This window comes from Bradyrhizobium sp. HKCCYLRH3061 (assembly GCF_051168015.1).
Lineage (GTDB): Bacteria > Pseudomonadota > Alphaproteobacteria > Rhizobiales > Xanthobacteraceae > Bradyrhizobium.
Genome location: NZ_JBNPUE010000001.1, coordinates 265,302 through 286,629, shown reverse-complemented (window position 1 = coordinate 286,629; position 21,328 = coordinate 265,302). Strand labels below are relative to the sequence as shown.

General features: G+C 63.4%; 22 protein-coding genes and 1 tRNA gene. 12 read left to right on the top strand and 11 right to left on the bottom strand.

The window, feature by feature from the left end; all coding sequences use genetic code 11:
- Nucleotides 1–276 precede the first annotated feature (276 nt).
- From ACQR2C_RS01440 to ACQR2C_RS01405, 8 genes are all read left to right on the top strand, one after another.
- Nucleotides 277–402 (top strand): hypothetical protein, encoded by a 126-nt coding sequence (locus ACQR2C_RS01440; protein ID WP_315803769.1) that lies wholly within the window; start codon nt 277–279, stop codon nt 400–402.
- 127 nt (nt 403–529) lie between these two features.
- Nucleotides 530–2,104, top strand: a complete 1,575-nt coding sequence (locus ACQR2C_RS01435) for a 2-isopropylmalate synthase (RefSeq protein WP_316179867.1) — start codon at nt 530–532, stop codon at nt 2,102–2,104.
- A 290-nt stretch (nt 2,105–2,394) separates the two neighbouring features.
- A complete protein-coding gene (locus ACQR2C_RS01430; RefSeq protein WP_316179869.1) occupies nt 2,395–3,411 on the top strand; it encodes a TRAP transporter substrate-binding protein in 1,017 nt (338 codons plus the stop codon).
- Nucleotides 3,412–3,532: 121 nt separating this feature from the next.
- On the top strand, nt 3,533–4,099 hold the full coding sequence (locus ACQR2C_RS01425) for a TRAP transporter small permease (protein ID WP_315752772.1): 567 nt from the start codon (nt 3,533–3,535) through the stop codon (nt 4,097–4,099).
- A complete protein-coding gene (locus tag ACQR2C_RS01420) occupies nt 4,096–5,421 on the top strand; it encodes a TRAP transporter large permease (RefSeq protein WP_315756319.1) in 1,326 nt (441 codons plus the stop codon). Before ACQR2C_RS01425 ends, ACQR2C_RS01420 begins: the two co-directional genes overlap by 4 nt.
- Nucleotides 5,422–5,570: 149 nt before the next feature.
- Entirely contained in the window at nt 5,571–6,170 is a 600-nt protein-coding gene (locus ACQR2C_RS01415) for a Spy/CpxP family protein refolding chaperone (RefSeq protein WP_316217029.1), read from the top strand.
- 165 nt (nt 6,171–6,335) lie between these two features.
- Nucleotides 6,336–6,411, top strand: a tRNA-Lys gene (locus ACQR2C_RS01410).
- A gap of 907 nt (nt 6,412–7,318) precedes the next feature.
- On the top strand, nt 7,319–7,900 hold the full coding sequence (locus tag ACQR2C_RS01405) for a glycosyltransferase (protein ID WP_434880254.1): 582 nt from the start codon (nt 7,319–7,321) through the stop codon (nt 7,898–7,900).
- A gap of 81 nt (nt 7,901–7,981) precedes the next feature.
- Here the strand turns inward: ACQR2C_RS01405 and ACQR2C_RS01400 are convergent, their stop codons facing one another.
- Complete coding sequence (locus tag ACQR2C_RS01400; protein WP_316179876.1) at nt 7,982–9,307, bottom strand: sensor histidine kinase; 1,326 nt, start codon at nt 9,305–9,307, stop codon at nt 7,982–7,984.
- Nucleotides 9,304–9,966, bottom strand: coding sequence for a response regulator transcription factor (locus ACQR2C_RS01395; protein ID WP_315803763.1), 663 nt, complete (start codon nt 9,964–9,966; stop codon nt 9,304–9,306). Before ACQR2C_RS01395 ends, ACQR2C_RS01400 begins: the two co-directional genes overlap by 4 nt.
- A 168-nt stretch (nt 9,967–10,134) precedes the next feature.
- On the opposite strand from ACQR2C_RS01395, the gene ACQR2C_RS01390 reads away from it, so the two are divergent.
- From ACQR2C_RS01390 to ACQR2C_RS01375, 4 genes are all read left to right on the top strand, one after another.
- The gene (locus ACQR2C_RS01390; RefSeq protein WP_434880253.1) at nt 10,135–10,539 is read left to right on the top strand and encodes a PepSY domain-containing protein; all 405 of its coding nucleotides are present in this window, start codon (nt 10,135–10,137) and stop codon (nt 10,537–10,539) included.
- Between the two features lie 238 nt (nt 10,540–10,777).
- Nucleotides 10,778–11,248, top strand: coding sequence for a DUF2271 domain-containing protein (locus ACQR2C_RS01385; RefSeq protein ID WP_315803761.1), 471 nt, complete (start codon nt 10,778–10,780; stop codon nt 11,246–11,248).
- 16 nt (nt 11,249–11,264) lie between these two features.
- Nucleotides 11,265–13,469, top strand: coding sequence for a PepSY domain-containing protein (locus tag ACQR2C_RS01380; protein ID WP_434880252.1), 2,205 nt, complete (start codon nt 11,265–11,267; stop codon nt 13,467–13,469).
- Nucleotides 13,450–14,457, top strand: coding sequence for an FAD:protein FMN transferase (locus tag ACQR2C_RS01375; RefSeq protein ID WP_434880251.1), 1,008 nt, complete (start codon nt 13,450–13,452; stop codon nt 14,455–14,457). The genes ACQR2C_RS01380 and ACQR2C_RS01375 overlap by 20 nt, the downstream gene beginning before the upstream one ends.
- 159 nt (nt 14,458–14,616) lie before the next feature.
- Here ACQR2C_RS01375 and ACQR2C_RS01370 read toward each other — a convergent pair whose 3' ends face one another.
- The 9 genes from ACQR2C_RS01370 to atpD are packed head-to-tail and all read right to left on the bottom strand — an operon-like array spanning nt 14,617 to nt 21,102.
- On the bottom strand, nt 14,617–15,468 hold the full coding sequence (locus ACQR2C_RS01370) for a F0F1 ATP synthase subunit gamma (RefSeq protein WP_434848129.1): 852 nt from the start codon (nt 15,466–15,468) through the stop codon (nt 14,617–14,619).
- Nucleotides 15,469–15,471: 3 nt separating this feature from the next.
- Nucleotides 15,472–17,004: a F0F1 ATP synthase subunit alpha gene (locus ACQR2C_RS01365; protein WP_434880250.1), complete on the bottom strand. Its 1,533-nt coding sequence runs from the start codon at nt 17,002–17,004 to the stop codon at nt 15,472–15,474.
- Complete coding sequence (locus ACQR2C_RS01360) at nt 17,001–17,717, bottom strand: ATP synthase F0 subunit B (RefSeq protein ID WP_315803756.1); 717 nt, start codon at nt 17,715–17,717, stop codon at nt 17,001–17,003. Before ACQR2C_RS01360 ends, ACQR2C_RS01365 begins: the two co-directional genes overlap by 4 nt.
- Before the next feature lie 27 nt (nt 17,718–17,744).
- Nucleotides 17,745–17,990, bottom strand: a complete 246-nt coding sequence (locus tag ACQR2C_RS01355) for a F0F1 ATP synthase subunit C (protein WP_315803755.1) — start codon at nt 17,988–17,990, stop codon at nt 17,745–17,747.
- The gene (locus ACQR2C_RS01350; protein ID WP_409997954.1) at nt 17,987–18,673 is read right to left on the bottom strand and encodes a F0F1 ATP synthase subunit A; all 687 of its coding nucleotides are present in this window, start codon (nt 18,671–18,673) and stop codon (nt 17,987–17,989) included. The genes ACQR2C_RS01355 and ACQR2C_RS01350 overlap by 4 nt, the downstream gene beginning before the upstream one ends.
- Nucleotides 18,673–18,963, bottom strand: a complete 291-nt coding sequence (locus ACQR2C_RS01345; RefSeq protein WP_315803753.1) for an N-ATPase subunit AtpR — start codon at nt 18,961–18,963, stop codon at nt 18,673–18,675. The genes ACQR2C_RS01350 and ACQR2C_RS01345 overlap by 1 nt, the downstream gene beginning before the upstream one ends.
- Nucleotides 18,960–19,256 (bottom strand): AtpZ/AtpI family protein, encoded by a 297-nt coding sequence (locus ACQR2C_RS01340; RefSeq protein WP_316217026.1) that lies wholly within the window; start codon nt 19,254–19,256, stop codon nt 18,960–18,962. The genes ACQR2C_RS01345 and ACQR2C_RS01340 overlap by 4 nt, the downstream gene beginning before the upstream one ends.
- Nucleotides 19,256–19,678 (bottom strand): F0F1 ATP synthase subunit epsilon, encoded by a 423-nt coding sequence (locus tag ACQR2C_RS01335; protein ID WP_316179884.1) that lies wholly within the window; start codon nt 19,676–19,678, stop codon nt 19,256–19,258. Before ACQR2C_RS01335 ends, ACQR2C_RS01340 begins: the two co-directional genes overlap by 1 nt.
- On the bottom strand, nt 19,675–21,102 hold the full coding sequence (atpD, locus tag ACQR2C_RS01330) for a F0F1 ATP synthase subunit beta (RefSeq protein ID WP_316179885.1): 1,428 nt from the start codon (nt 21,100–21,102) through the stop codon (nt 19,675–19,677). Before atpD ends, ACQR2C_RS01335 begins: the two co-directional genes overlap by 4 nt.
- Between the last annotated feature and the right edge of the window lie 226 nt (nt 21,103–21,328).

Genomic DNA, 21,328 nt, shown 5'->3' with positions numbered 1-21,328 from the left:
AATGGCCGCTCCATCCCGCCCAGCCAGATCCGCCGCGGCGTATGGATCGCGGGTCAGCGGCCACCAACGCTGGCGCGTCGGCGGCCTTGCCCGGAATGACACCATTGATGTGGGGAGCAGCGTGGGCAGAGGTCCCCAATACGTCACCCCTTCTGACCCTTATTCGGCGTTGCGACGCCCTCCCATTCCCGGTAAAAGCACCGTCGAGGGCACCTCGGCAACACTCCATCAATGGTTTTGCCGCACCATTTTCGTGTCTTCGCAAAGGGTTTGGCAATGCTGATTCGCAGCGCAGAGATCGAGGCCATCGCCGGGGCTGACGCCCGGTCGATCGCGCTCGCCCCGCTGCCGGCTCGCGGCCTGACCGGCGCGCTCGAGCTTCTGCTTCTTAGCTGCCCCTGAGGGCCGGCTGGGCGGGATGCGCCTGGGCACTCAGGGGGCTGCTTCGACACCGAAACACCCTTCAGCGCCCAATGTTCAGAGATCCTGACCGACAAGCGCACCACCCGACAAAATTCGAGGAAAGCCAATGTCCAATCCCGTTCAGTCCGACAAGGACCGCGTCGTCATTTTCGACACCACCCTGCGCGACGGCGAGCAGTGCCCCGGCGCCACCATGACGTTCGAGGAGAAGCTCAACATCGCGGCGATGCTGGACGACATGGGTGTCGACATCATCGAGGCCGGCTTCCCGATCGCCTCCGACGGCGACTTCGAGGCCGTCAACGAGATCGCGAAGCGCTCGAAGAACGCGGTGATCTGCGGCCTGTCGCGCGCCGGCGCCAAGGACATCGACCGCTGCGCCGAGGCGATCCGCCCGGCCAAGCGCGGCCGCATCCACACCTTCCTGTCCACCTCGCCGGTGCACATGAAGTACAAGCTGCAGATGGACCCGCAGCAGGTGTTCGAGCTGGTGGTCTCCTCGGTGACGCGCGCGCGCAATCACACCGACGACGTCGAGTGGTCGTCCGAGGACGGCACCCGCACCGAGTTCGACTTCCTGTGCCGCTGCGTCGAGGCCGCGATCAAGGCCGGCGCCACCACCATCAACATCCCGGACACCGTCGGCTACGCCGTGCCGGAAGAGTATTACGACCTGTTCAAGCGTGTGCGCGAGAGCGTGCCGAACTCCGACAAGGCGGTGTTCTCGGTCCACTGCCATAACGACCTGGGCATGGCGGTCGCCAACTCGATGGCCGGCGTGCGCGCCGGCGCCCGCCAGATCGAATGCACCATCAACGGCATCGGCGAGCGCGCCGGCAACGCGGCCCTGGAAGAGGTCGTGATGGCGATGCGCGTGCGCAACGACAAGCTGCCGTTCTGGAACAAGATCGACACCACGCAGCTGACCCACGCCTCGAAGGTGGTGTCGGCCGCGACCTCGTTCCCGGTGCAGTACAACAAGGCCATCGTCGGCCGCAACGCGTTCGCGCATGAGAGCGGCATCCATCAGGACGGCATGCTGAAGAACGCGCAGACCTACGAGATCATGCTGCCGGAGACGGTCGGCGTGAAGCAGACCTCGCTGGTGATGGGCAAGCATTCCGGCCGCCACGCCTTCGTCCACAAGCTGGAGGAGATGGGCCACAAGCTGTCGAGCAATCAGGTCGAGGACGCCTTCGTCCGCTTCAAGGCGCTGGCCGACCGCAAGAAGCAGATCTACGACGAGGACATCGAGGCGCTGATCGACGAGGGCATGGTGAGCGCCCATGACCGCATCAAGCTGTTGTCGCTGTCGGTCATCGCCGGCACCCGCGGTCCGCAGCGCGCCACCATGAAGCTCGACGTCGACGGCGTGACCAAGATCGAGGAGAGCGAAGGCAACGGGCCGGTCGATGCCGTGTTCAACTGCATCAAGTCGCTGGTGCCGCACGAGGCCAAGCTGGACTTGTACCAGGTCCATGCCGTGACCGAGGGCACCGACGCGCAGGCCGAGGTCTCGGTGCGGCTGTCGCAGGACGGCCGCTCGATGACCGCGCGCGCGGCGGATCCGGATACGCTGGTGGCCTCGGCCAAGGCCTATCTGGGGGCGCTCAACAAGCTGGTCATGAAGCGCCAGCGCGACGTGGCGCAGGGGCAGGGCGCGACGGCGGCAGCGGGCTGATCGACAACGTCATTCCGGGGCAGCCGCGAGAGCGGCTGAACCCGGAATCCGGAGCTTGGTTTGCATCCTGCTCTGGCCATATCGAGGTTCCCCGATGCGCAAATTGCGCATCTGAGGTTCGGCGCTTCGCGCCGCCCCGGACGACGCGAGGATGGTGCGTTGCAGCACGGGAATCCCCGGCTCTGCGGCTAACGGTCAATGGCATTCCGGCCGGCGACCCGCTAACAATGTCCCTGGCATACAAAGCGGGGGCATCATTGCAATGTCCCCCGAAACGTCGGGAGGACACCTTGCACTTCAAGTTTCGCCATGTGATCGCCACCGCCGCCTCGCTCGCGGTGTTCGCGCTGGCCGGCCCGGCCCTGGCCGCCGACAATCCGATCGTGATCAAGTTCAGCCATGTGGTGGCCTCGAACACCCCGAAGGGCCTCGCCGCCGACAAGTTCAAGGAGCTGGCCGAGAAGTACACCGACGGCAAGGTCAAGGTCGAAGTCTACCCGAACTCGCAGCTCTACAAGGACAAGGAAGAGCTCGAGGCGCTGCAGCTCGGCGCGGTGCAGATGCTGGCGCCGTCGAATTCCAAGTTCGGCCCGATCGGCATCAAGGAATTCGAGGTGTTCGATCTGCCCTACATCCTGCCCGACCTCGCCACCCTGCGGAAGGTGACCGACGGCCCGCTCGGCGCCAGGCTCCTGAAGCTGCTCGAGCCCAAGGGAATGATCGGGCTGGCCTACTGGGACAACGGCTTCAAGCAGATGAGCGCCAACAAGAAGCTCGTCGATCCCGCCGACTACAAGGGCCTGAAGTTCCGCATCCAGTCCTCGAAGGTGCTGGATGCGCAGTTCCGCACGCTCGGCGCGATCCCGCAGGTAATGGCGTTCTCGGAAGTCTACCAGGCGCTGCAGACCGGCGTCGTCGACGGCCAGGAGAATACGCCCTCGAACATCTATACCCAGAAGATGCACGAGGTGCAGAAGTACATCACGCTGACCAATCATGGCTACATCGGCTACGTCGTGGTCGTGAACAAGAAGTTCTGGGACGGCCTGCCGCCGGATATCCGTGCCGCCTGCGAGAAGGCGATGAAGGAAGCGACCGCCTACGGCAACAGCCAGTCGGCGAAGGAGAACGACGACGCGCTCGAGGAGATCCGCAAGTCCGGCAAGAGCGAGCTGGTCAAGCTGACGCCGGCCCAGGACGAGGCGATGCGCAAGGCGATGATGCCGGTGTACAAGGACGTCGCGGGGCGCGTCGGCCAGCCGCTGATCGACGAGTTCCTGAAGGAGACGCGCGGCTCGACCAACTGATGGCGTGAGGCGAGCGGTGCGCGGGCCATGGTCCGCGCACCGAGGGGGCGACGCACTCGACGCGCAAGAAGGCAGACGGCGCAGCCAAGCGCCGCGGACGTTTGATTGTGGGGGAGGGGACTTGGGCTTTCTGTTGCGCATCCTCGATCGGCTCGAGGAGATCCTGATCGCATTTCTGATCGCGGCGGCGACCTCGATCATCTTCGTGGCCGTGCTGCACCGCTATCTGGTCGGCGTGCCCTTCCTCTATCCCATCCTGTTTCCGATCGACCTGTCCTGGGCGCAGGAGCTCTGCATCTACATGTTCGTGTGGATGGCGAAGTTCGGCGCCGCCTATGGCGTGCGCACCGGCATCCATGTCGGCGTCGACGTCGTGGTGAACATGATGCGGCCGTCGCTGCGCAAGGTGACGATCCTGTTCGGCCTGCTCTGCGGCGCGCTGTTCACCTCCATCATCGGCACCATGGGCGCCAAGTTCGTCTACGGCCTGTCGCAGACCGACCAGGTGACGCCGGACATGGAGCTGCCGAGCTGGCTGGTCTATCTCTGCATCCCGCTCGGCTCCTATCTGATGTGCTTCCGCTTCCTGCAGGTGGCCTGGCACTATCTTCGCCATGACGAGCTGCCGCATCACGACCACGCCTATGTCGAAGGCGTCGACCCGACGGCGACGGAGGCGCTGCGATGAGCAGCCTCCTCATCTTCAGCCTGCTCATCTTCCTGATGCTGACGGGCATGCCGATCTCGATCGCGCTCGGCCTCACCGTGCTGTCGTTCGTGTTCTTCATGACCAACGTGCCGACCGAATCGGTCGCGCTGAAGCTGTTCACCGGCATCGACAATTTCGAGATCATGGCGATCCCGTTCTTCATCCTCGCCGGCAATTTCCTGACCCATGGCGGCGTCGCCCGAAGGATGATCAACTTCGCGACGTCGATGGTCGGGCACTGGTATGGCGGCCTCGGCCTAGCCGGCGTCGTGGCCTGTGCGCTGTTCGCCGCAGTCTCCGGCTCCTCGCCGGCGACCGTGATCGCGATCGGCTCGATCATGCTGCCGGCGATGGTCAAGCAGGGCTTTCCCAAGCGCTTCGGCGCCGGCGTCATCACCACCTCGGGCGCGCTCGGTATCCTGATCCCGCCGTCGATCGTGATGGTGGTCTATGCGGTCGCGACCGGCGGCAGCATCGCGCTCGATCCGGCCGGCCACCGCGTGTCCTCGGCCTCGGTCGGCCAGCTGTTCATCGCCGGCGTGATCCCCGGCCTGATGCTGGCGAGCCTGCTCGGCTTCACCACCTTCTACCGGGCCTGGAAGAACGACTACCCCCGGATGCCACGGGCAAGCTGGGCCGAGCGCTTCACGGCCTTCCGCAAGTGCGTGTGGGGTCTGCTGCTGATCGTGATCGTGCTCGGCGGCATCTACACCGGCAAGTTCACGCCGACTGAGGCCGCGGCCGTCAGCGCCGTCTATGCCTTCGTCATCGCGGTGTTCGTGTATCGCGATATGTCGCTGAAGGACGTGCCGAAGGTCTTGCTCGGCTCGGCCAACATGAGCGCGATGATCCTCTACATCATCACCAACGCCGTGCTGTTCTCGTTCCTGATGGCGAACGAGAACATCCCGCAGCAGATCGCCAACTGGATGGCGGCGGCCGGCGTCAACTGGATCGTGTTCCTCCTGGTCGTCAACATCCTCCTGCTGCTCGCCGGCAACGTGATGGAGGCGACCTCGATCGTCTTGATCATGGCGCCGATCCTGTTCCCGGTGGCGGTCAAGCTCGGCATCCATCCGGTGCATCTCGGCATCCTGATGGTGGTCAACATGGAGGTCGGCATGTGCCATCCCCCGGTCGGGCTCAACCTCTACGTCGCCTCGGGCATCGCCAAGATGGGCATCACCGAGCTGACCATCGCCGTCATGCCCTGGCTGCTGACGATGCTGGGCTTCCTCGCGCTCGTCACCTACGTGCCGGAAATCTCGCTGTGGTTGCCGCGCATGCTGGGGATGCTTTGAGGCGCAGACATGAAATGACACCGAATTGCAAAAACAGAAAGGTATTTGAAGCAATTACATCTTCGTAAGGTCGTACACTCTGTCCAAACTGTAAGTTGAAGGTGCGGAACGGCGGGCTCATGCTGATCCGACTTTCCAAGGAGGTTGGCATGAGAAGGTTCACCATCGCCGCTGTCGCCGTGCTCGCCATCGCCGGCTCGACCGCGGTCTACGCCCAGCGCGGCTGGTTTCATGATCACATGCATCATGCGCGCATGAATCCGGAAGATCGCGCCGCCATGCTGGATGCGCGCATCGCTTCCGTCCATGCCGGCCTGAAGCTGACGGCGGACCAGGAGAAATTGTGGCCGCCGGTCGAGAGCGCGGTGCGCGATCTCGCCAAGCTGCGGTTCGACCGCGCCAATGCGCGGATGACCGACGCAGCCCAGGACAAGGACATCGATCCCGTGGCGCGGCTGCGCGAGCGTGCCGATACGATGGCGGTTACCGCGGATGCGATGAAGAAGGTCGCCGACGCTGCCGACCCGCTCTACAAGACGCTCGACGACGGCCAGAAGCGCCGGCTGTCGATGCTCACCCGGCCGATGGGGCGCATGATGGGAACGGACGGTCCGCGCCATCACCGCTGGATGGAGCGCGGCGAGGGCGGCATGGAGGACGGTCCGCGCTTCGGCGGGCATCGCTTCGGCCCGGGACCGATGGGCCACATGGGCTGGTCCGAGGAGGAACGCGAGTCCGGACGGCTCTGAGCGCCGGTTAACGATCCTTCTGATTTCACTTGGGGAAAACCGCCGCCCGCCGGCGGTTTTTCTGCATCGAAAGTGACGAAAAATCGTCATGGATCGCTGGACATCCCGGAATCGCTTTGCTAAACGACCGGCTCTCGCGGAAGGCTTTCTCCGGATGCAAGATCCGGGCGCATAGCTCAGTTGGTAGAGCAGCTGACTCTTAATCAGCGGGTCCTAGGTTCGAGCCCTAGTGCGCCCACCAAGCCTTCCAAAGATGTATGGCAAATCTGCAAAGCCATTCCGACAAGCGGGTCAGCGGCTATTCCGACACGCCGGCTGCTTCTGTTTGCTCCTGCCGCCGCTTCTTCGACCTGAGATCAACTGCTTGCGGGTCCGTTCTGGATAGGTCGGTAGCTGTCGACTTGAGCAGTGGCGGCCCGCGACACGCAGCTCGGCGTCTGTCAGATCGTGGATTGCGGTCGGGTCCCCGGGCGTGGTGTAACTCGGTAGAGCAAAGCCGTTCGCCCGCGCGCTCCCCTTCGCGTGCTCGCGGAGAAGGCCCCGGACACCGATCTTCTGCGCGAGATGATCGGCTTTGCTGCCCATCGCTTGATGGAGATGGAGGACGCCGGGCTGACCGGAGCGGCCAACGCCACGCCGGATGGTCGAGGCGCTGACGGCCGTTGTCCAGGAGGCCTGCGTACACGAGGGCGTTCGACCCGCTCGCGTTCACTTCGTCACATGTATGGCCCAACGCGTCCTGTCGGACGATATCGTTCGGCTCGCGCACGCCGGTGTACGCGGATGGTTGCGAGCCGCCGGCGCCGAGTGATCCTGAGCGGTACGACCTATCAGGAGCTGGCCGCCAACGCGGCCGAGGCCCAGGGGGTGCCGCTTGCCGCCCTGCATTACTTCCCCGTCAGGGCGAACAACCACATCCTGCCGATTCGATTGCCCCCGAGTTTGGTCGAGTCCTTGTGGTCAGTCGCCAAGTGGTCGCACTGGCGCCTATTGAGGCCGGCCTATGATGAACAGCGCCGGGTTCTGCGGCTTCCGGACTCCAGAATTAGCGCCGTGCGCCGTATCGTCGAATCGGGCGCGCTGGAGATTCAAGCCTATGACAAGGTGTTTTTCCCGGACTCGAGGCGCGATGGGGCTGGGAGAGACCATTGGTCGGCACCATGACCTTGGAATCAGCCACCGGCTTCGATGAGTCCGTGATTTCCTGGATCGGCGCCGGCCGCCCCCCAATCTACTTCGGGTTCGGCAGCATGCCGGTCGACAGACCGACGGAGACCGTTGCGATGATCGCAAATGTTTGCCGCGAACTCAGCGAGCGTGCGCTGATCTGTTCGGGAGTCCTGCGGCTTGAAGACACGGTCCCCACGCAGGACGTCATGATCGTGCCTGCGACCAATCACGCCGCTGTCCTGCCGCGCTGCCGGGCCATCGTTCACCATGGCGGCTCCGGCACCACGGCCGCGAGCGTTCGCTCCGGCGTCCCAACTCTTGTCCTCTGGATCGGCGCCGACCAGCCGGTATGGGCGACACGGATCAGACGCCTGGGTATCGGCACCTCGCGTCGTTTTTCGGCAACGACGCAAGCGACCCTTGGCCATGACCCGCGGACCGTTCTGGAGCCGGGATGCGCCACTCGGGCGCGCGAGGTGGCCGATCAGATGACGCCGCCGAGCCGAAGCCTAGCGGCTACCGTAGGGCTTCTCGAAGAGCTGGCCGCCACGCGCGCATGATTCGCCCCCGGCCTGCTAATTGGCCGCAATTGCCACGTCCCAATCTGCTCCGAATTCCTCATCGACTGGCCGCGGACGAACTCACTGCGCGGAAAACCTCGCCTGGAAGCCGCCCTGCGCTCCAGGCAAAGGCGATGTCAGGACAAGCTCGGCACCAACTCCGGAGGCGATGGCTTTTGCGATGGCGAGGCCCAACCCCGAGCCGTCAGCATCGGTGCTGCCGCGCTCGAACGGGCGAGACAAGCGTTCCAGCAACTCCGGCGGAACGGCTGTTCCCTCATTTGTAACGGTCAGCACGCCAGTGTTGGAAAGAGTTACAACGACTGGCGCGTGGGACGCTCCGTGCTTGAGGCCGTTCTCAATGAGATTGCGCGCTAGAATGGCAAAGGCATCCGTATCAATATCGAAGAGAACCGGCGTCGCAGGAATGTTGACAGCGAGTCGACCGGCCGCAGCCGGATCGCGCATCATCTCCCCGATGACCAGTTTCAGCACCGATGCGATGTCAGTCGTCTCCTTGCCCTGAAGCCGTCCACCCTCCGCCTTCGCGAGTTGCATCAACTTTTCAGACAATTGCGAAAGCCGCCGCAGCGCCACCTCGATCTGCTGGGCCCGGGTTCGGGCTGCGGTGTCCCGGGTCTCGGCGATGAGCCGTTGCGTCTGCGCGAGCGCGGCAGCCACCGGCGTACGTAGTTCGTGCGCGGAATTGGCCGTGAAACTTCGCTCGGCTTCCAGGGCGCGCCGAAGCTTCTCCAGCAGGCCGTTCACGGCGTCGGCGATCGGCCCGATCTCGGAGGGCAGTCCCGCGGCTGGAACCGGAGACAGATCGCCGGTGCCGCGCGCTTCAATGTCGCCTCGCAGGCGCCTGACCGGGGTCATCGAAACGCGCACGACGCCCCATACGGCGAGAAGACTGAGGGGAATGAGCAATCCCAGCGGCCAGGCAAGCCCGAGGAGCGCCTGGTTCGCGACCTCGCGACGATGTGTCAGCAGCTCCGCCACCGCGATCGTCATCGTGCCTCGCACTGCAGTGTCGAAGTAGATTCGATGGGTTGGGGTGTCGACAAACCCCATTCTGGAGAAGGGAGGAAAGATCGCGTCATCGGCACCGTGCGAGCGCAGCAGGACGGTGCCGCGGTCGTCGCGGACCACATAGGTGAAGTACTCGTCGTGCTGCCTGAGCGTGGCGATACGCTGAGACGTGCCGTCTGCCTCACGGCCGAGGATATCGAGCACCGCAAGCGGAAGAATCCGCTGAGCCGTCTCCTCAAGCGCGCTATCGAATACCTCGTTCATTTCGTGACGCAGCCTTTGGCCGGTCACGACGGCTGCAACAATCCAAAGGAGCGCGACGCCAAGCCCGAGCCACAGCGAGATCTGCCACTGCAGACTACGCGGGCCTTTCATGAGGCGATTCCCAGCCGATAGCCGAGACCTCGCACGGTCTCAATGACGGCGTGTCCGAGCTTCTTGCGAAGCCGGCTGACATGTACCTCGATGGTGTTGCTCTCGATCTCTTCGCCGAAGGAATAGAGCCGTTCCTCGAGCAGCGATTTGGACAAAACCTGTCGCGGACGCTGCAAGAAAGTCTCGAGCAGCACCCATTCCCGCGCCGTCAGGGCGATGTTCTTTCCTGCACGCGCAATCGACCGAGCGGCCAGATCGATCTGAAGATCGCCAATTCGGATCAGCGGGTTCGGATTGCCGGCATAGCGGCGAGCGACGGCATTCAGCCGCGCCGTAAGCTCCGAAAGATCGAAGGGCTTGATCATGTAATCGTCTGCGCCGGCGTTGAGCCCTTCGATCCGGTCGGACAATTGATCGAGCGCCGTCAGGATGATGACCGGCGTCACGTCGCCCTTGGCGCGTCGATCCCGCAGCAGTCCGATACCGCGGCCGTCCGGCAGCATCAGATCCAGGAGCAAGAGGTCATAGGCCGCGGTGTCAAGATATTCCCTTGCCGCATCCAGGCGGGTCACCCAGTCCACGGAATGGCCATCCGACACAATCTGGTCGCGTACTGCCGCCCCCAGAATCGTGTCGTCTTCGATCAGCAATATCCGCATCGGGTCATTCCGCCCAGCCCGTCGACCTGTAAGCGATAATCATAGAGGAGATCCTGACGTTGACCTGAAGCAAAAGTCGCGGCGTCTTCAGGTCAACGTCAGGAAACCGGCTCAAGAAGAAGACGGGCAGGAGCCTTGAAGCGGGAGCAAGAGAACGTGAACAGGACAATGTTGATTGCCGCCATTCTGCTGGGGGCGCTGATCCCCGGCATGGCGCTGGCCGATGATGACGATTGTAACGTGCCCATGGCGCAGTGGCAGCCGCGCGAAGCGGTCGAGCAGATGGCGAAGGCGCGCGGCTGGACCGTGCGCAGAATCAAGATCGACGATGGATGCTATGAGATCAGGGGACAGGACGAAGCCGGTCGCGCCATCGAGGCAAAGGTTGATCCTGCATCTCTAGCTGTGATCCGCGTGAAGCAAAAACGCGGAGAGCACGACAAGGATCATGATCAAGGTGACCAAGAGCGGCGAGGCGATCAGTCGGGACCAGGACGAGCAGCCGCGCCTACGGCGCCGCCCACCAACGGACTTATTCAGGGCGGCGCGGCTCCCAAGGTCCAGGTTCAATAAGGGTCCGGAAGCCGCGAGCATCCTGGGACGCAAAAGGCCTGCCTGACCGACGGACGTCGCCTGAATCGAGTGAACGCGACATCGCGTTCAAGCGCGCCCCGCCTCGTGCGGGGCGTTTTCTTTTGGGGAGAGCGCCAACCTGACGGCGACCTGAAGCAGAATCGGATCGACCTTCAGGAGCACGTCAGCCGCGCCATTCAGTTAGGACGCGATAGAAGCGCCACTGTCGGAGACAAAAATGAAATCGATGATTGCCGCCCTTGCCGTGACCACCGCGCTGACCGCCCCCGGGCTGGCCATGGCGCGACCTGTCACGTTGACCACGACGCTTAATAACTACGGCGGGAACGGCGCGTATTTGGCGCTTTACGTCACCGACGCGACCGGAGCTTACAAAGGCACGCTGTGGATGGCTGGCTCCAAGTCCAAATATTACAGCCATCTCAGCGGCTGGGAGCGCAGTTCTCGTGGAAACCTTGCAGATATCAACGGCATCACCGGCGCAAGCGTCGGAGCCGGCCGTACGCTGAAGATCACGCTCGATCTTGCGGATGCGCTCTTCGATGCGGGCTACAAGCTGCATATCGACGCCGCCGCCGAGGACATGCGCGACAGCCCGTCCGAGGTGGTGGTTCCGCTGACATCCGCGGGCGCGGGCCGGCCGTTGGCAGGGCGCAGCTACATCCGCTCGTTCACTTACGACAAGTAGCCTTGGGATGGGTGTGATGCTGCGCTTGATTCATAGGGGCCTGGCCCTTGCCGTCGTCCTGCCGCTGATGGTGCTTGTCCTAAGCGGCGCCGTGCTGTCGGTGATCCCAGCTTGGGAAAGAGCTGGGGCGATATCGCCAGACAGCATGAGCGTCGCCGACCTCGCCGGCCGGATCGCCCACAGATATCCTGGCGTCGAGGAGATCAAGCGACTGACCTCCGGCAAAATCATCGCCTTCTACTCCGGACCAGCCGGCCCGGCCGCGAGCGTGGTGGACCCTTCCAGCGGCGAGCCGGTTTCGGACTACGTGCGCTCCCCGTTCGAGCGCTGGATGACAAACCTGCACCGCTCGTTCTTTCTGAGCGATGGCGGACGCATGGCCGCAGGCGCGAGCGCATTCGCCATGCTTGTCCTGGCGCTGTCCGGTCTGCAGATGACGGCCCGGCGCATGGGAGGGTGGCGGCATGTTCTCGGCCGCTCCCGTGGCGGCGGCATGCAACGCCTGCATACCGATCTCGGTCGGCTGGCGGCCGTCGGGCTCGTGCTGTCGGCGATGACGGCGCTTTATCTGTCGCTCACGACGTTCGGACTGATCCCGGACGGCACGGCGCAGCTGTCCGCATTCCCGAGCGTGACAAGCAGCGGCCCGGCTCTTCCGGTCGAGCAAATCGAGGCTTTGCGTGGCATCGGTCTTTCTCAACTGCGTGAATTGACGTTTCCCAACGCCGCGAATCCGAACGATCTCTTCCATCTGGTCACCGCTGCAGGCGAGGGCTACGTCGACCCGGCCAGCGGAGAGATGCTGGGCTGGCAGGACAATTCGGTCGCCCGGCAGATCTACCAATTCATCTACATGCTACATACCGGGCAAGGGCTCTGGTGGCTTGGGTTGCTGCTCGGCGTCAGTGCCCTCGGTGTGCCGGTGCTCGGGTTGAGCGGAGCCGTGGTGTGGTCGAGCAGGAAGCACGCTCACGCTCCCATCAGCGACAACGTTCCTGCCAAAGATGCCGACACCGTGATCCTGGTCGGCAGTGAAAGCGGCAGCACATGGGGCTTCGCCTGCACGCTGCATGCCGCGCTGACGTCCAACGGGCACAGGGTTCACGTCGCTCCAATGGACAGCTTGTTGCGATCCTATCCGTCGACCCAGCGCATGTTCGTGCTGACGGCAACCTATGGCGACGGCGCAGCGCCGGCGACAGCCGGCGCATTCCTCAAACGCCTCGACGCGATCACCGCGCCACCGCCTTTTCCGGTCGCAGTCCTCGGCTTCGGTGATCGGCAATTCCCGCAATTCTGTCAATTCGCCCGCGACGTCGAGGCGGCCCTGGCGCGTAAAGGCTCGCGATCGTTGATGCCGCTGGACACGATCGACCGCCAGTCTGCGCAAGAGTTTGCGCGGTGGGGCAAGGCCCTGTCGGATGTCATGGGTGAGGACCTTGTGCTGATCCATGTGCCGGAGCGGCCGCGGACTCATATGCTAACGCTCATCGAACGCATCGATTACGGCGCGGAGGTGCAGGCGCCCACCTGCGTGCTGCGCTTCGCGCTGCCAGGACGCGGCATGTTCGCGCGCCTCATGGGGCATGGCTGGCCGCGCTTCGCCGCAGGCGACCTGATCGCGGTTCTGCCGCCGGACTGCAACTTGCCGCGCTACTATTCGTTGGCAAGTTCGACCCGTGATGGCTTCGTCGAGATCTGCGTCCGCAAGCATCCGGGCGGACTTTGCTCTGGTCTGCTTCACGGCCTTCAGCCGGGCGACAAGATCGAGGCCTTCGTGAAGGCAAATCCCGCTTTCCGTCCGGCACATGGACGAAAGCCGGTGATCCTGATCGGCGCTGGCACCGGCATAGGTCCGCTGGCAGGATTTGTTCGTGCCAACGGCGGGTGCCAGCCGATGCATCTGTATTTCGGCGGGCGCGATCCAGCCTCTGACTTTCTCTATGAGCGCGAAATCGATGGCTGGCTCGGTGAGAAACGATTGACGAGCCTCACCACTGCCTTCTCGCGCGTGAAGGGCGGCGGCTATGTGCAGGATCGCCTGCGCGGTGACGCGGATCGCCTGCGCGCGCTCATCGCCAACGGAGCACAGATCATGGTCTGTGGCGGGCGCGACATGGCAGCGGACGTCATGCAGGCGGTGGCGGACGTATTGGCGCCCCTGGGTCTGACGCCTGTCGCACTCAAAGCCCAAGGGAGGTATGTTGAAGATGTCTACTGACCTGCACCGTCATGTATTGAGCGGCGCCACCATGGGAACGCGCTGGTCGGCGCTGCTCTATGCACCGCCGTCGACCAATCTTGCCGCGCTGGAAACCGCATTGGCTCACGCCGTCGATTGCGTCGACCATCAGATGTCCACATGGAAGCCGGACAGCGACCTGATGCGTTTCAATGCAGCGTCGCCGGGCACCTGGGAATCCTTGCCGATTGAACTCATGCGGGTCTTGGAGCGGGGAGTTGCAATCGGACGCGCCTCGGACGGAGCCTTTGACGTCGGGCTCGGAACTCTCGTCAATGCCTGGGGTTTCGGACCTCCCTGTTCGGCGCCAGACGCGCAAGCGCTTCGCGCGGCTCTTCGCGAGCGGCTGCCACCAACCCACACTGTTCTTGAACTGGATGTGCCGGAACGAAGGGCGCGCAAGCACAGCCACTTCGCCCTCGATCTTTCGGGCATCGCCAAGGGTTTCGCCGTGGACGAGATGATGCGCGTGGTCGAGTGCTTCGGCGTCTCCAATGCGCTGCTCGGTCTCGATGGAGAGTTGAAAGCGCGAGGCGCCAAGGCAGACGGATCCTCGTGGCGAGTAGCGGTGGAAGCGCCTGACTATGAACTACGCGGTCCGCTCGGCGTGATCGAATTGCGTGATGCGGCGGTCGCGACCTCGGGCGACTATCGGCGCTGGGTCGATATCGGGCGAAAGCGCCTCTCTCACGCGATGGACCGATCGCGCGGCGGCCCGGTAGACAATGGAATTGCGTCGGTTTCAGTCGTTGCCGCCAGCTGCATGGATGCCGATGCTTGGGCCACTGCGCTCATGGTTCTCGGTCCGGAGCGAGGCAAGGCCCTGGCGCTGAAGCAAGGCCTCGATGCGCTGCTGATCCAGCGGCAAAACGAGACGTTCTCAGAGATTCCTGTCGGTCCCTTGTTCCATGAACCTCGGGGCGCGCGGCAGGAAATGAGCCGGCACGAACGGGTGCCGGCTTTCTGAAACGGCCGGACGGTGGCGCCGATGTCCCGCCACAAGGATCTCCCGGTGCGCATGGTGGCCATTGCGGGCGAGAGCTCAGGCCGGCCGCCATCTCCACGATGCCAAAGGGGGCCGTTTGATCGCGGGGCCAGTTGTCCCTTTCAAAATGCGTCGTTCATTTCAGCGATCCGCCAGGGCCTCGGCTCCGGCGGCGAGCTCGACGATCTCATTTGTTATCTCTTCCTGCCGGAGCTGCTGCTCACGCTGTCCAAGCGTGACGAGGCGGGTCCCGATGTTGTGCCGGGCTGCCGTCATCGTCATCATGCGTGCCTGGTTTTCGGCTTCATAGGAATGCATGGCTGCCTCGCAAAGCCGGGCATAGACATACTCGGCCGTGAGTCGTTCGAGCAATTCCCGCGGCTCGAGTGTTGTCAACGGCGGCAGAGTCTCGGAGTCACTGGCAAAGCGCGCAAGATCAAGTGGAAGCAGCGAGTAGCGTTCAATCTGGACGCCGACGCCGGAGATTGATCGCGGCACGATCATTTGAACGGTTGATGGCGTACCGCTTGCGATCTGCGCGTACAACGCGTCGGCGATGTTGTTCGCAAGTGAAGGAACAGCATCCACGTGGCTGGCCATCGGAGTCGACCAGGACGGGTTCAACCCGCGCTCGCGGGCGATGACAAGGCCACGCGTTCCAATCAGGAATGTGGTTGCGTTTGCGAGATCGCCCCCTGCAGCGTTCAAAACACGTTCGCTGAATGCGCCGGCGAAGCCCTGTTCCGCACAAAAGAGGATCACGCCGGTTGTCGCTCTTCTTCTTTCCGGCAGATGTCGAAAATCTGCCGGCAGCAGCGTCAGGGCCTGTCCGATGGCCCGGGAAACGACAGCGCTGTAGGAATCGATGCCGTCAAGGAGGGAGCGTGCTCGCTGCGCGCGCGACGCGGCGATGCCGCGCAAGGCAGTGACCACGGCCTCCAGTTGACGGACGTTCTGGATTTGGGCGGAGATCTCAGCGAGCCGTTCCACCATCATTCAGATCCGATCGGCGCGCGGTCGGGCACACTTGGCGGCAAGCCCCGTGAGCGCCGCTGTCATGGCTGCTCTCTGCGGGTCATCGAGTTCGCCTGTCCGCTCGATGGCCGCCACGGCCTCCTTTGCCTCCTTGTCGATCCAGGACGAGAGTTCGGTGCGAAACCTTGCGATGTCGTCCAACGCCACGCGGTCAAGAATGCCGGTCTGCAGCGCCGTGACGAGCGCGACCTCGTCCGCCAAACGAACCGGCGAATATTGTGGCTGGGCCAGGATGCTCCGGATGTGTCGCCCGCGAGCGATCTTGTCCTTGACTTGGGTGTCGGTCACTCCGCCAAAACGCGTGAACATTTCCAGTTCCAGAAATTGCGCGTAGTCGAGGCGCAGAGCGTGCGCGGCTTCGCGCAAGGCTGGAGCCTGAGTCTTTCCACCCACTCGGCTGACGCTTGTGCCGACATCGACGGCCGGCTTGTGACCTTCGTGGAAAAGACGCGCATCGAGAACGATCTGGCCGTCGGTAATCGATATCAGGTTGGTCGGAATGTAGGCGCTGAGATTCCCGCCATCGAGTTCAGCGATGGGCAGCGCGGTCAGCGAACCTCCCCCGGCCGCCTTGGAAAGCTTTGCCGCCCGCTCCAGCAGCCTGGCATGAACATAGAAGACGTCGCCGGGGTAGGCCTCGCGACCGGGCGGTTGGCGCGTCAGCAAGGCGATTTCCCGATGGGTGGCCGCATGTTTCGTCAGATCGTCGATGGCCACCAGCACATGCTGGCCACGGTCGCGGAAGTATTCGGCGATGGTGAAAGCGGCGAAAGGGGCGATCCATTGCAGGCCGGGCGAAGCGGAAGCGCCGGCAACGACGAAAATGCATCGCTCGGGAGCGCCGTGTGCCTGTATCGCCTGTATCGCCCGCTTCACGGTCGACGACTTCTGACCGATAGCGACGTAGACACAAACGATGTCGCTGAACTTCTGATTGATGATGCAGTCGATCGCTATTGCCGTCTTGCCGATTGCGCGATCGCCGATAATGAGCTCGCGCTGGCCGCGTCCGAGCGCGAACATCGAATCCAGCACAAGAATTCCGGTCTGCAGGGGCTCGCTGACAAGGTCGCGATCGATGATCGACGGTGCCGGCCGTTCGATCGGCTCATATGCGCCCGACTCGATCGGTGCTCCGCCGTCCAGAGGACGCCCCAGCGGATCGATCGTCCGGCCGAGCAGAGAAGGTCCGACGGGGACGCGGACCACTTCGCCGCTGCCGTGCACCTGATGGCCCGCCTTGAGGCCTGTGGGGTCGTCGAGCAGGACGCATCCCAGCAGATCGCGGTCGAGCGTGGTGGCGTAGCCGACCTGTCCGTGCTCGAAGCGTACGAGCTCATCAAGACGCACATCGGGCAGGCCTGACACCAATGCGATCCCATCGGCAACGGATTCCACGCAGCCAATCTGCTCGGTTACCGGTGCAAGCGTCGCAGCATCAACGCGCGCCTCGGCTTCCCGTAGCCAGCTGTCGAGAGGGGCGATGGCCGTCATCGGTCCAGCTCTCTTCGAATGATCTCGAGGTCGGCCTGCCAGTTGTTGCGCACGACGATATTCCGGCCTCTGATTTCGAAACCAGCGATGAGCCTGGAATCGCACGAGAGACGTATCGGTGGCTCACTGCCGAACGCTGCGTGGATCGTCTCCCGCAAGCTGGCCGCCTGCTCGTCATCCAGTTTCGCCGCTGCGACGACGTCGAGCGGGTGAGCCGGATCCGATCCCGCAAGGCGATTGCGCGAGTCCACCGTCAGCCGGCCCAGTTCAGCACCAAGACCATCGAGAAAAGCGGAGAATGCAGCGCTTGCTGGAAGCCGTTCTAGTAGTCGGCGTGCAATCCGCACCGAGAGCTCGCTCGCTCGATCGAGCACAGCGTGCTGCATGGCGATGCGCTCTTTTTCGATCGCGACTGCCGCATCCTTTCGGTGCTGATCGAGCTCGCTCGACAGTTGGGCGAGCGCGGACGCTTTCTCCGCCTCCGCGTCCTTGCGGGCCTGTGCGAGCAAGCGATCGCGCTGCGCGTCGATCCCGGCGCGGAGTGTCGTTGCTTCGGCGCGAAGGTCCCCGGCCTCCTTTCGAGCCGCGTCGGCGTCCGCAAGGAGCTTAGCCGCCTCTTCTCGCCGTTTCGCTACGAGATCGGCGACCGGACGAAAGAAGAACCGGCCCAGGATCCAGATGAGGATGAGGACATTGACGGTCTGGAGCGCCAACGTCCACCAGTCGATATGCATATCGGCCTAATGGATGAAGGGGTTGGCGAACAACACGAGCAGCGCGATGACGAGACAGTAGATTGCCATGGTTTCGATCATGGCAAGACCGACGAAGAGGGTGCGCGAGATCGTCCCCGCCGCCTCGGGCTGCCGGGCGATGGCATCCATTGCTGCGGCGACCGCGCGACCTTCGCCAAGTGCCGGCCCAATCGCTCCAAAAGAGACCGCCATGGCCGCTGCAAAGATGCTGACAATCTCGATCCAGTTCATGATGACTTCCCTTTCGTGGGAGCGCGTCCCTCGTTCAACGCGCTGCCGATGAATACCATGGCGAGGACGGTGAAAATGTATGCCTGAACCGCGCCGGTCAGGAGATCGAGCGCCATGAGCGGAATAGGCACGAGTAGACCGGCAAGGGACAGAACAATGCCGACGACAAAAACACCGCTCATCACGTTTCCGAACAGGCGCACGATCAGCGAAAACGTTCGCGTGAACGTTTCGACGATGTTCAGGGGAACCATGATGAAGGTGGGCTCGGCGAAGGTCTTGAGATATCCGACCAGCCCCCGTGCCCGAACACCGAAGTAGAAGATGGCGACGAACACGATGAGCCCCAGCGCCGCATCTGTTTCAATATGCGCCGTTGGCGGCTCGACACCGGGGATCAGCGAGCACCAATTTGCCGCCAGAATGAAGAGAAAGAGCGTACCGATCATCGGGACATATGGCGCCGGCGCCACGCGCATGGTCTCGTGGACTTGATTTTCGATGACGTCGACAACCGTCTCGACGATCGCCTGGGCAGCGGTGGGCCGCAGCGAGAGCGAGCGCGTGGCGAGCCAGCCACCCACGCCGAGGATGGCCATGAGCCCCCAGGTCACGACGACGGGCTCGGTGACTGCGACTGGCCCAATCGTGAACACGACCTTTGCGGTCAGGGGTGAACCGATCATCGTCGCGTCTCCGGCCGAAGAAGTCCGTTTCGCGCGGTCAGGAGGCCGAGGGTCCCGGCAAGGAGGGGCATCGCTCCAAACGATTTGGTGACGAGCACCATGGCTCCACCTGTCGCAGCGAAACGAAGCAATTGCAGTCCGAGCGAAGAGAATGGCTGGCCACCGATGAGGAAGCGTACGTTCCATCGCAAGGAGGCGAAATGCAGCAGCCCCAGCAGGCCACCAGCACCAATCCAGCCAGCTGCCTCAGCAATGAAGAGATAGTCGTGCATGACGGCATGGCTCATTGCTGATGCATCCATCGCCAGGCCGACCAGCAGCCGGCCGCCACCCCGAGCAAAAGGAGCGGCGCGCTCCAGAAGATGCCTGTCCCGAGCCAACGGTCGATCCAGCGGCCGACGAACAGGCCAATCAGCGCAGGTGCGACGATGATCCAGCCGAGCACGCCGATCTGGCCGACAAATCGCACCACCGATGAGTCGCCATCGCTACGCCAAGACTCCCATCGCGCGCGTCGGTCGCGGACCGCCTTGGTCAATCCATCAGGAGTGGGATCGCCGTTCGGCTTCGAACCGACCATCACGAGCCGCCCTCCATCAAACTGCGCTTGTCGGGACGCAGGTAGTGGACGATCTGCCGGATGGCCTTCATCTGCAGTTGGAGATTCTCCGTTCGGGACGCGCGCTCGGTTTCGCTTCGTTTGCGAAATTCATCGAGCACGATCACTTCAAGGCGATCGAGATCGTCGCCGGCAATCGCCTCGCGTGTGGCGATGGCGATCTCGGCGCCGCCGGTCACGGAAAGCACGCCCCGCCGCACCGCACAGTAGCGTAGGCGCCTGTCGGCGCCTTGCCAACTGACCACCGAGATGTTCAGAGCAGTAAGAAGGTCGGCATGACCTGCGAGAATTCCAAAGCTGCCGCTGTCGTCCTCGGCGCGAACGCTCGAAACGTTTGCTTCGTCGATCACGATTGCAGTCGGTGTGGTGATCAGGAGCCTCATCTCGCCGGCTCCTCGGACTTTTCCTGAGGCTGCCTGGCCCTCGCGTCGTCGATGCCGCCGATCATATAGAACGAACTCTCTGTCCACTGATCGCAGTCACCGCCAAGGATCGCCTGACAGCCCTTGAGCGTCTCTGCCAGGGGAACCGAGCGGCCAGGCACACCCGTAAACGCCTCGGTCACGGAAAACGGTTGAGTGAGAAAACGCTGCAGGCGTCGGGCACGTGCAACAGCCAGCCGGTCCTGAGCGCTGAGCTCTTCGATTCCGAGCAGCGAGATGATGTCCTGAAGTTCTCGATAGTGTGCAATCGTCTCGCGCACCTCTTCGGCGATCCGATAGTGCTCGTCGCCAACCACAGTCGGATCAAGCAGGATGGAGGACGAGTTCAAGGGATCGACTGCGGGATACATGCCCTCGGCGGCCATCGTTCTCGACAGCACGATCATGCTGTCGAGATGACTTGAGATCGCGGTCACCGCCGGATCGGTGAAGTCGTCGGCCGGAACGTAGACCGCTTCGATGGCGGTCACCGAGACGCCCGAAACCGAGGCGATGCGTTCGTGCAACGCGGCGACTTCCGTGGCAAGGGTCGGCTGATAACCGACGCGCGACGGCAAGCGCCCGAGCAGGCCGGACACCTCGCTCCCGGCCTGCACGAACCGGAACACGTTGTCCATGAGAAGCAGAACGTTCTGACGCTTCGTGTCGCGGAAGTATTCGGCGATCGTCAGCGCCGTCAGCCCGACACGCCAGCGGGCACCCGGCGGCTCATTCATCTGGCCGTAAACCAGCACGCTGCGATCGAGCACCCCGGATCGGCGCATTTCCAACAGCAGCTCATGCCCCTCGCGGGAGCGCTCGCCGATCCCGGCAAACACGGAAATGCCCTGGTAACTCTGAACCATGGCGTGGATCAATTCCATCACCACCACGGTCTTGCCGACGCCGGCGCCGCCAAACATTGCGGCTTTACCACCCTGCGGAAGCGGCGCCAGAAGATCGATGACCTTGATGCCCGTTTCGAAGATCGCCGTGGCCGGGCTCCGTTCGCCGAGTGGCGGTGCGGGATTGTGAATCGGCGCGCGCGCCAGATCGTCGGGCAATGCGGGGCCGTTGTCCCGCGTGCGCCCGGTCACGTCGAGCAGGCGCCCGAGCACTGCGTCGCCGACGGGAACGCTGATCGGTCCACCTGTCGATTGCACCCGCGCACCCCGTTTCAGACCGGCAGTTGCCTGTAAGGCGACGCCGCGCACCGTCGTCTCGTCCAGGTGGGCCTGAACCTCAACGATCAGGATTTCGGGCAGGTCCCAATCCACCAGAAGCGCGTCGCCTAGCTTGGGGAGCTCGGCGGCGGGGAACTCCACGTCAACCACGGCGCCGCGGACCGCGAGTACCCGGCCTTCTGATTGTATAGAAAGCGCCATGGTGATCCGTCGGAAAATGTCAGTCTTGCACGTTGCTACCGCGCTGACGGCTCTCAGCCTTGATCAGAATCAACGAGCGACTCCCCCTTTCTTGGGCACACATGATCTTGATCGAACTGCGTCGAACAACGTCAGGGCGTACAACTAGAAGCATCATGACAGAGCTGACGAAGATTCCGATGCAATCAAATCCTGCCGTCAAACCGGCAGAACTCTCGATCACAAT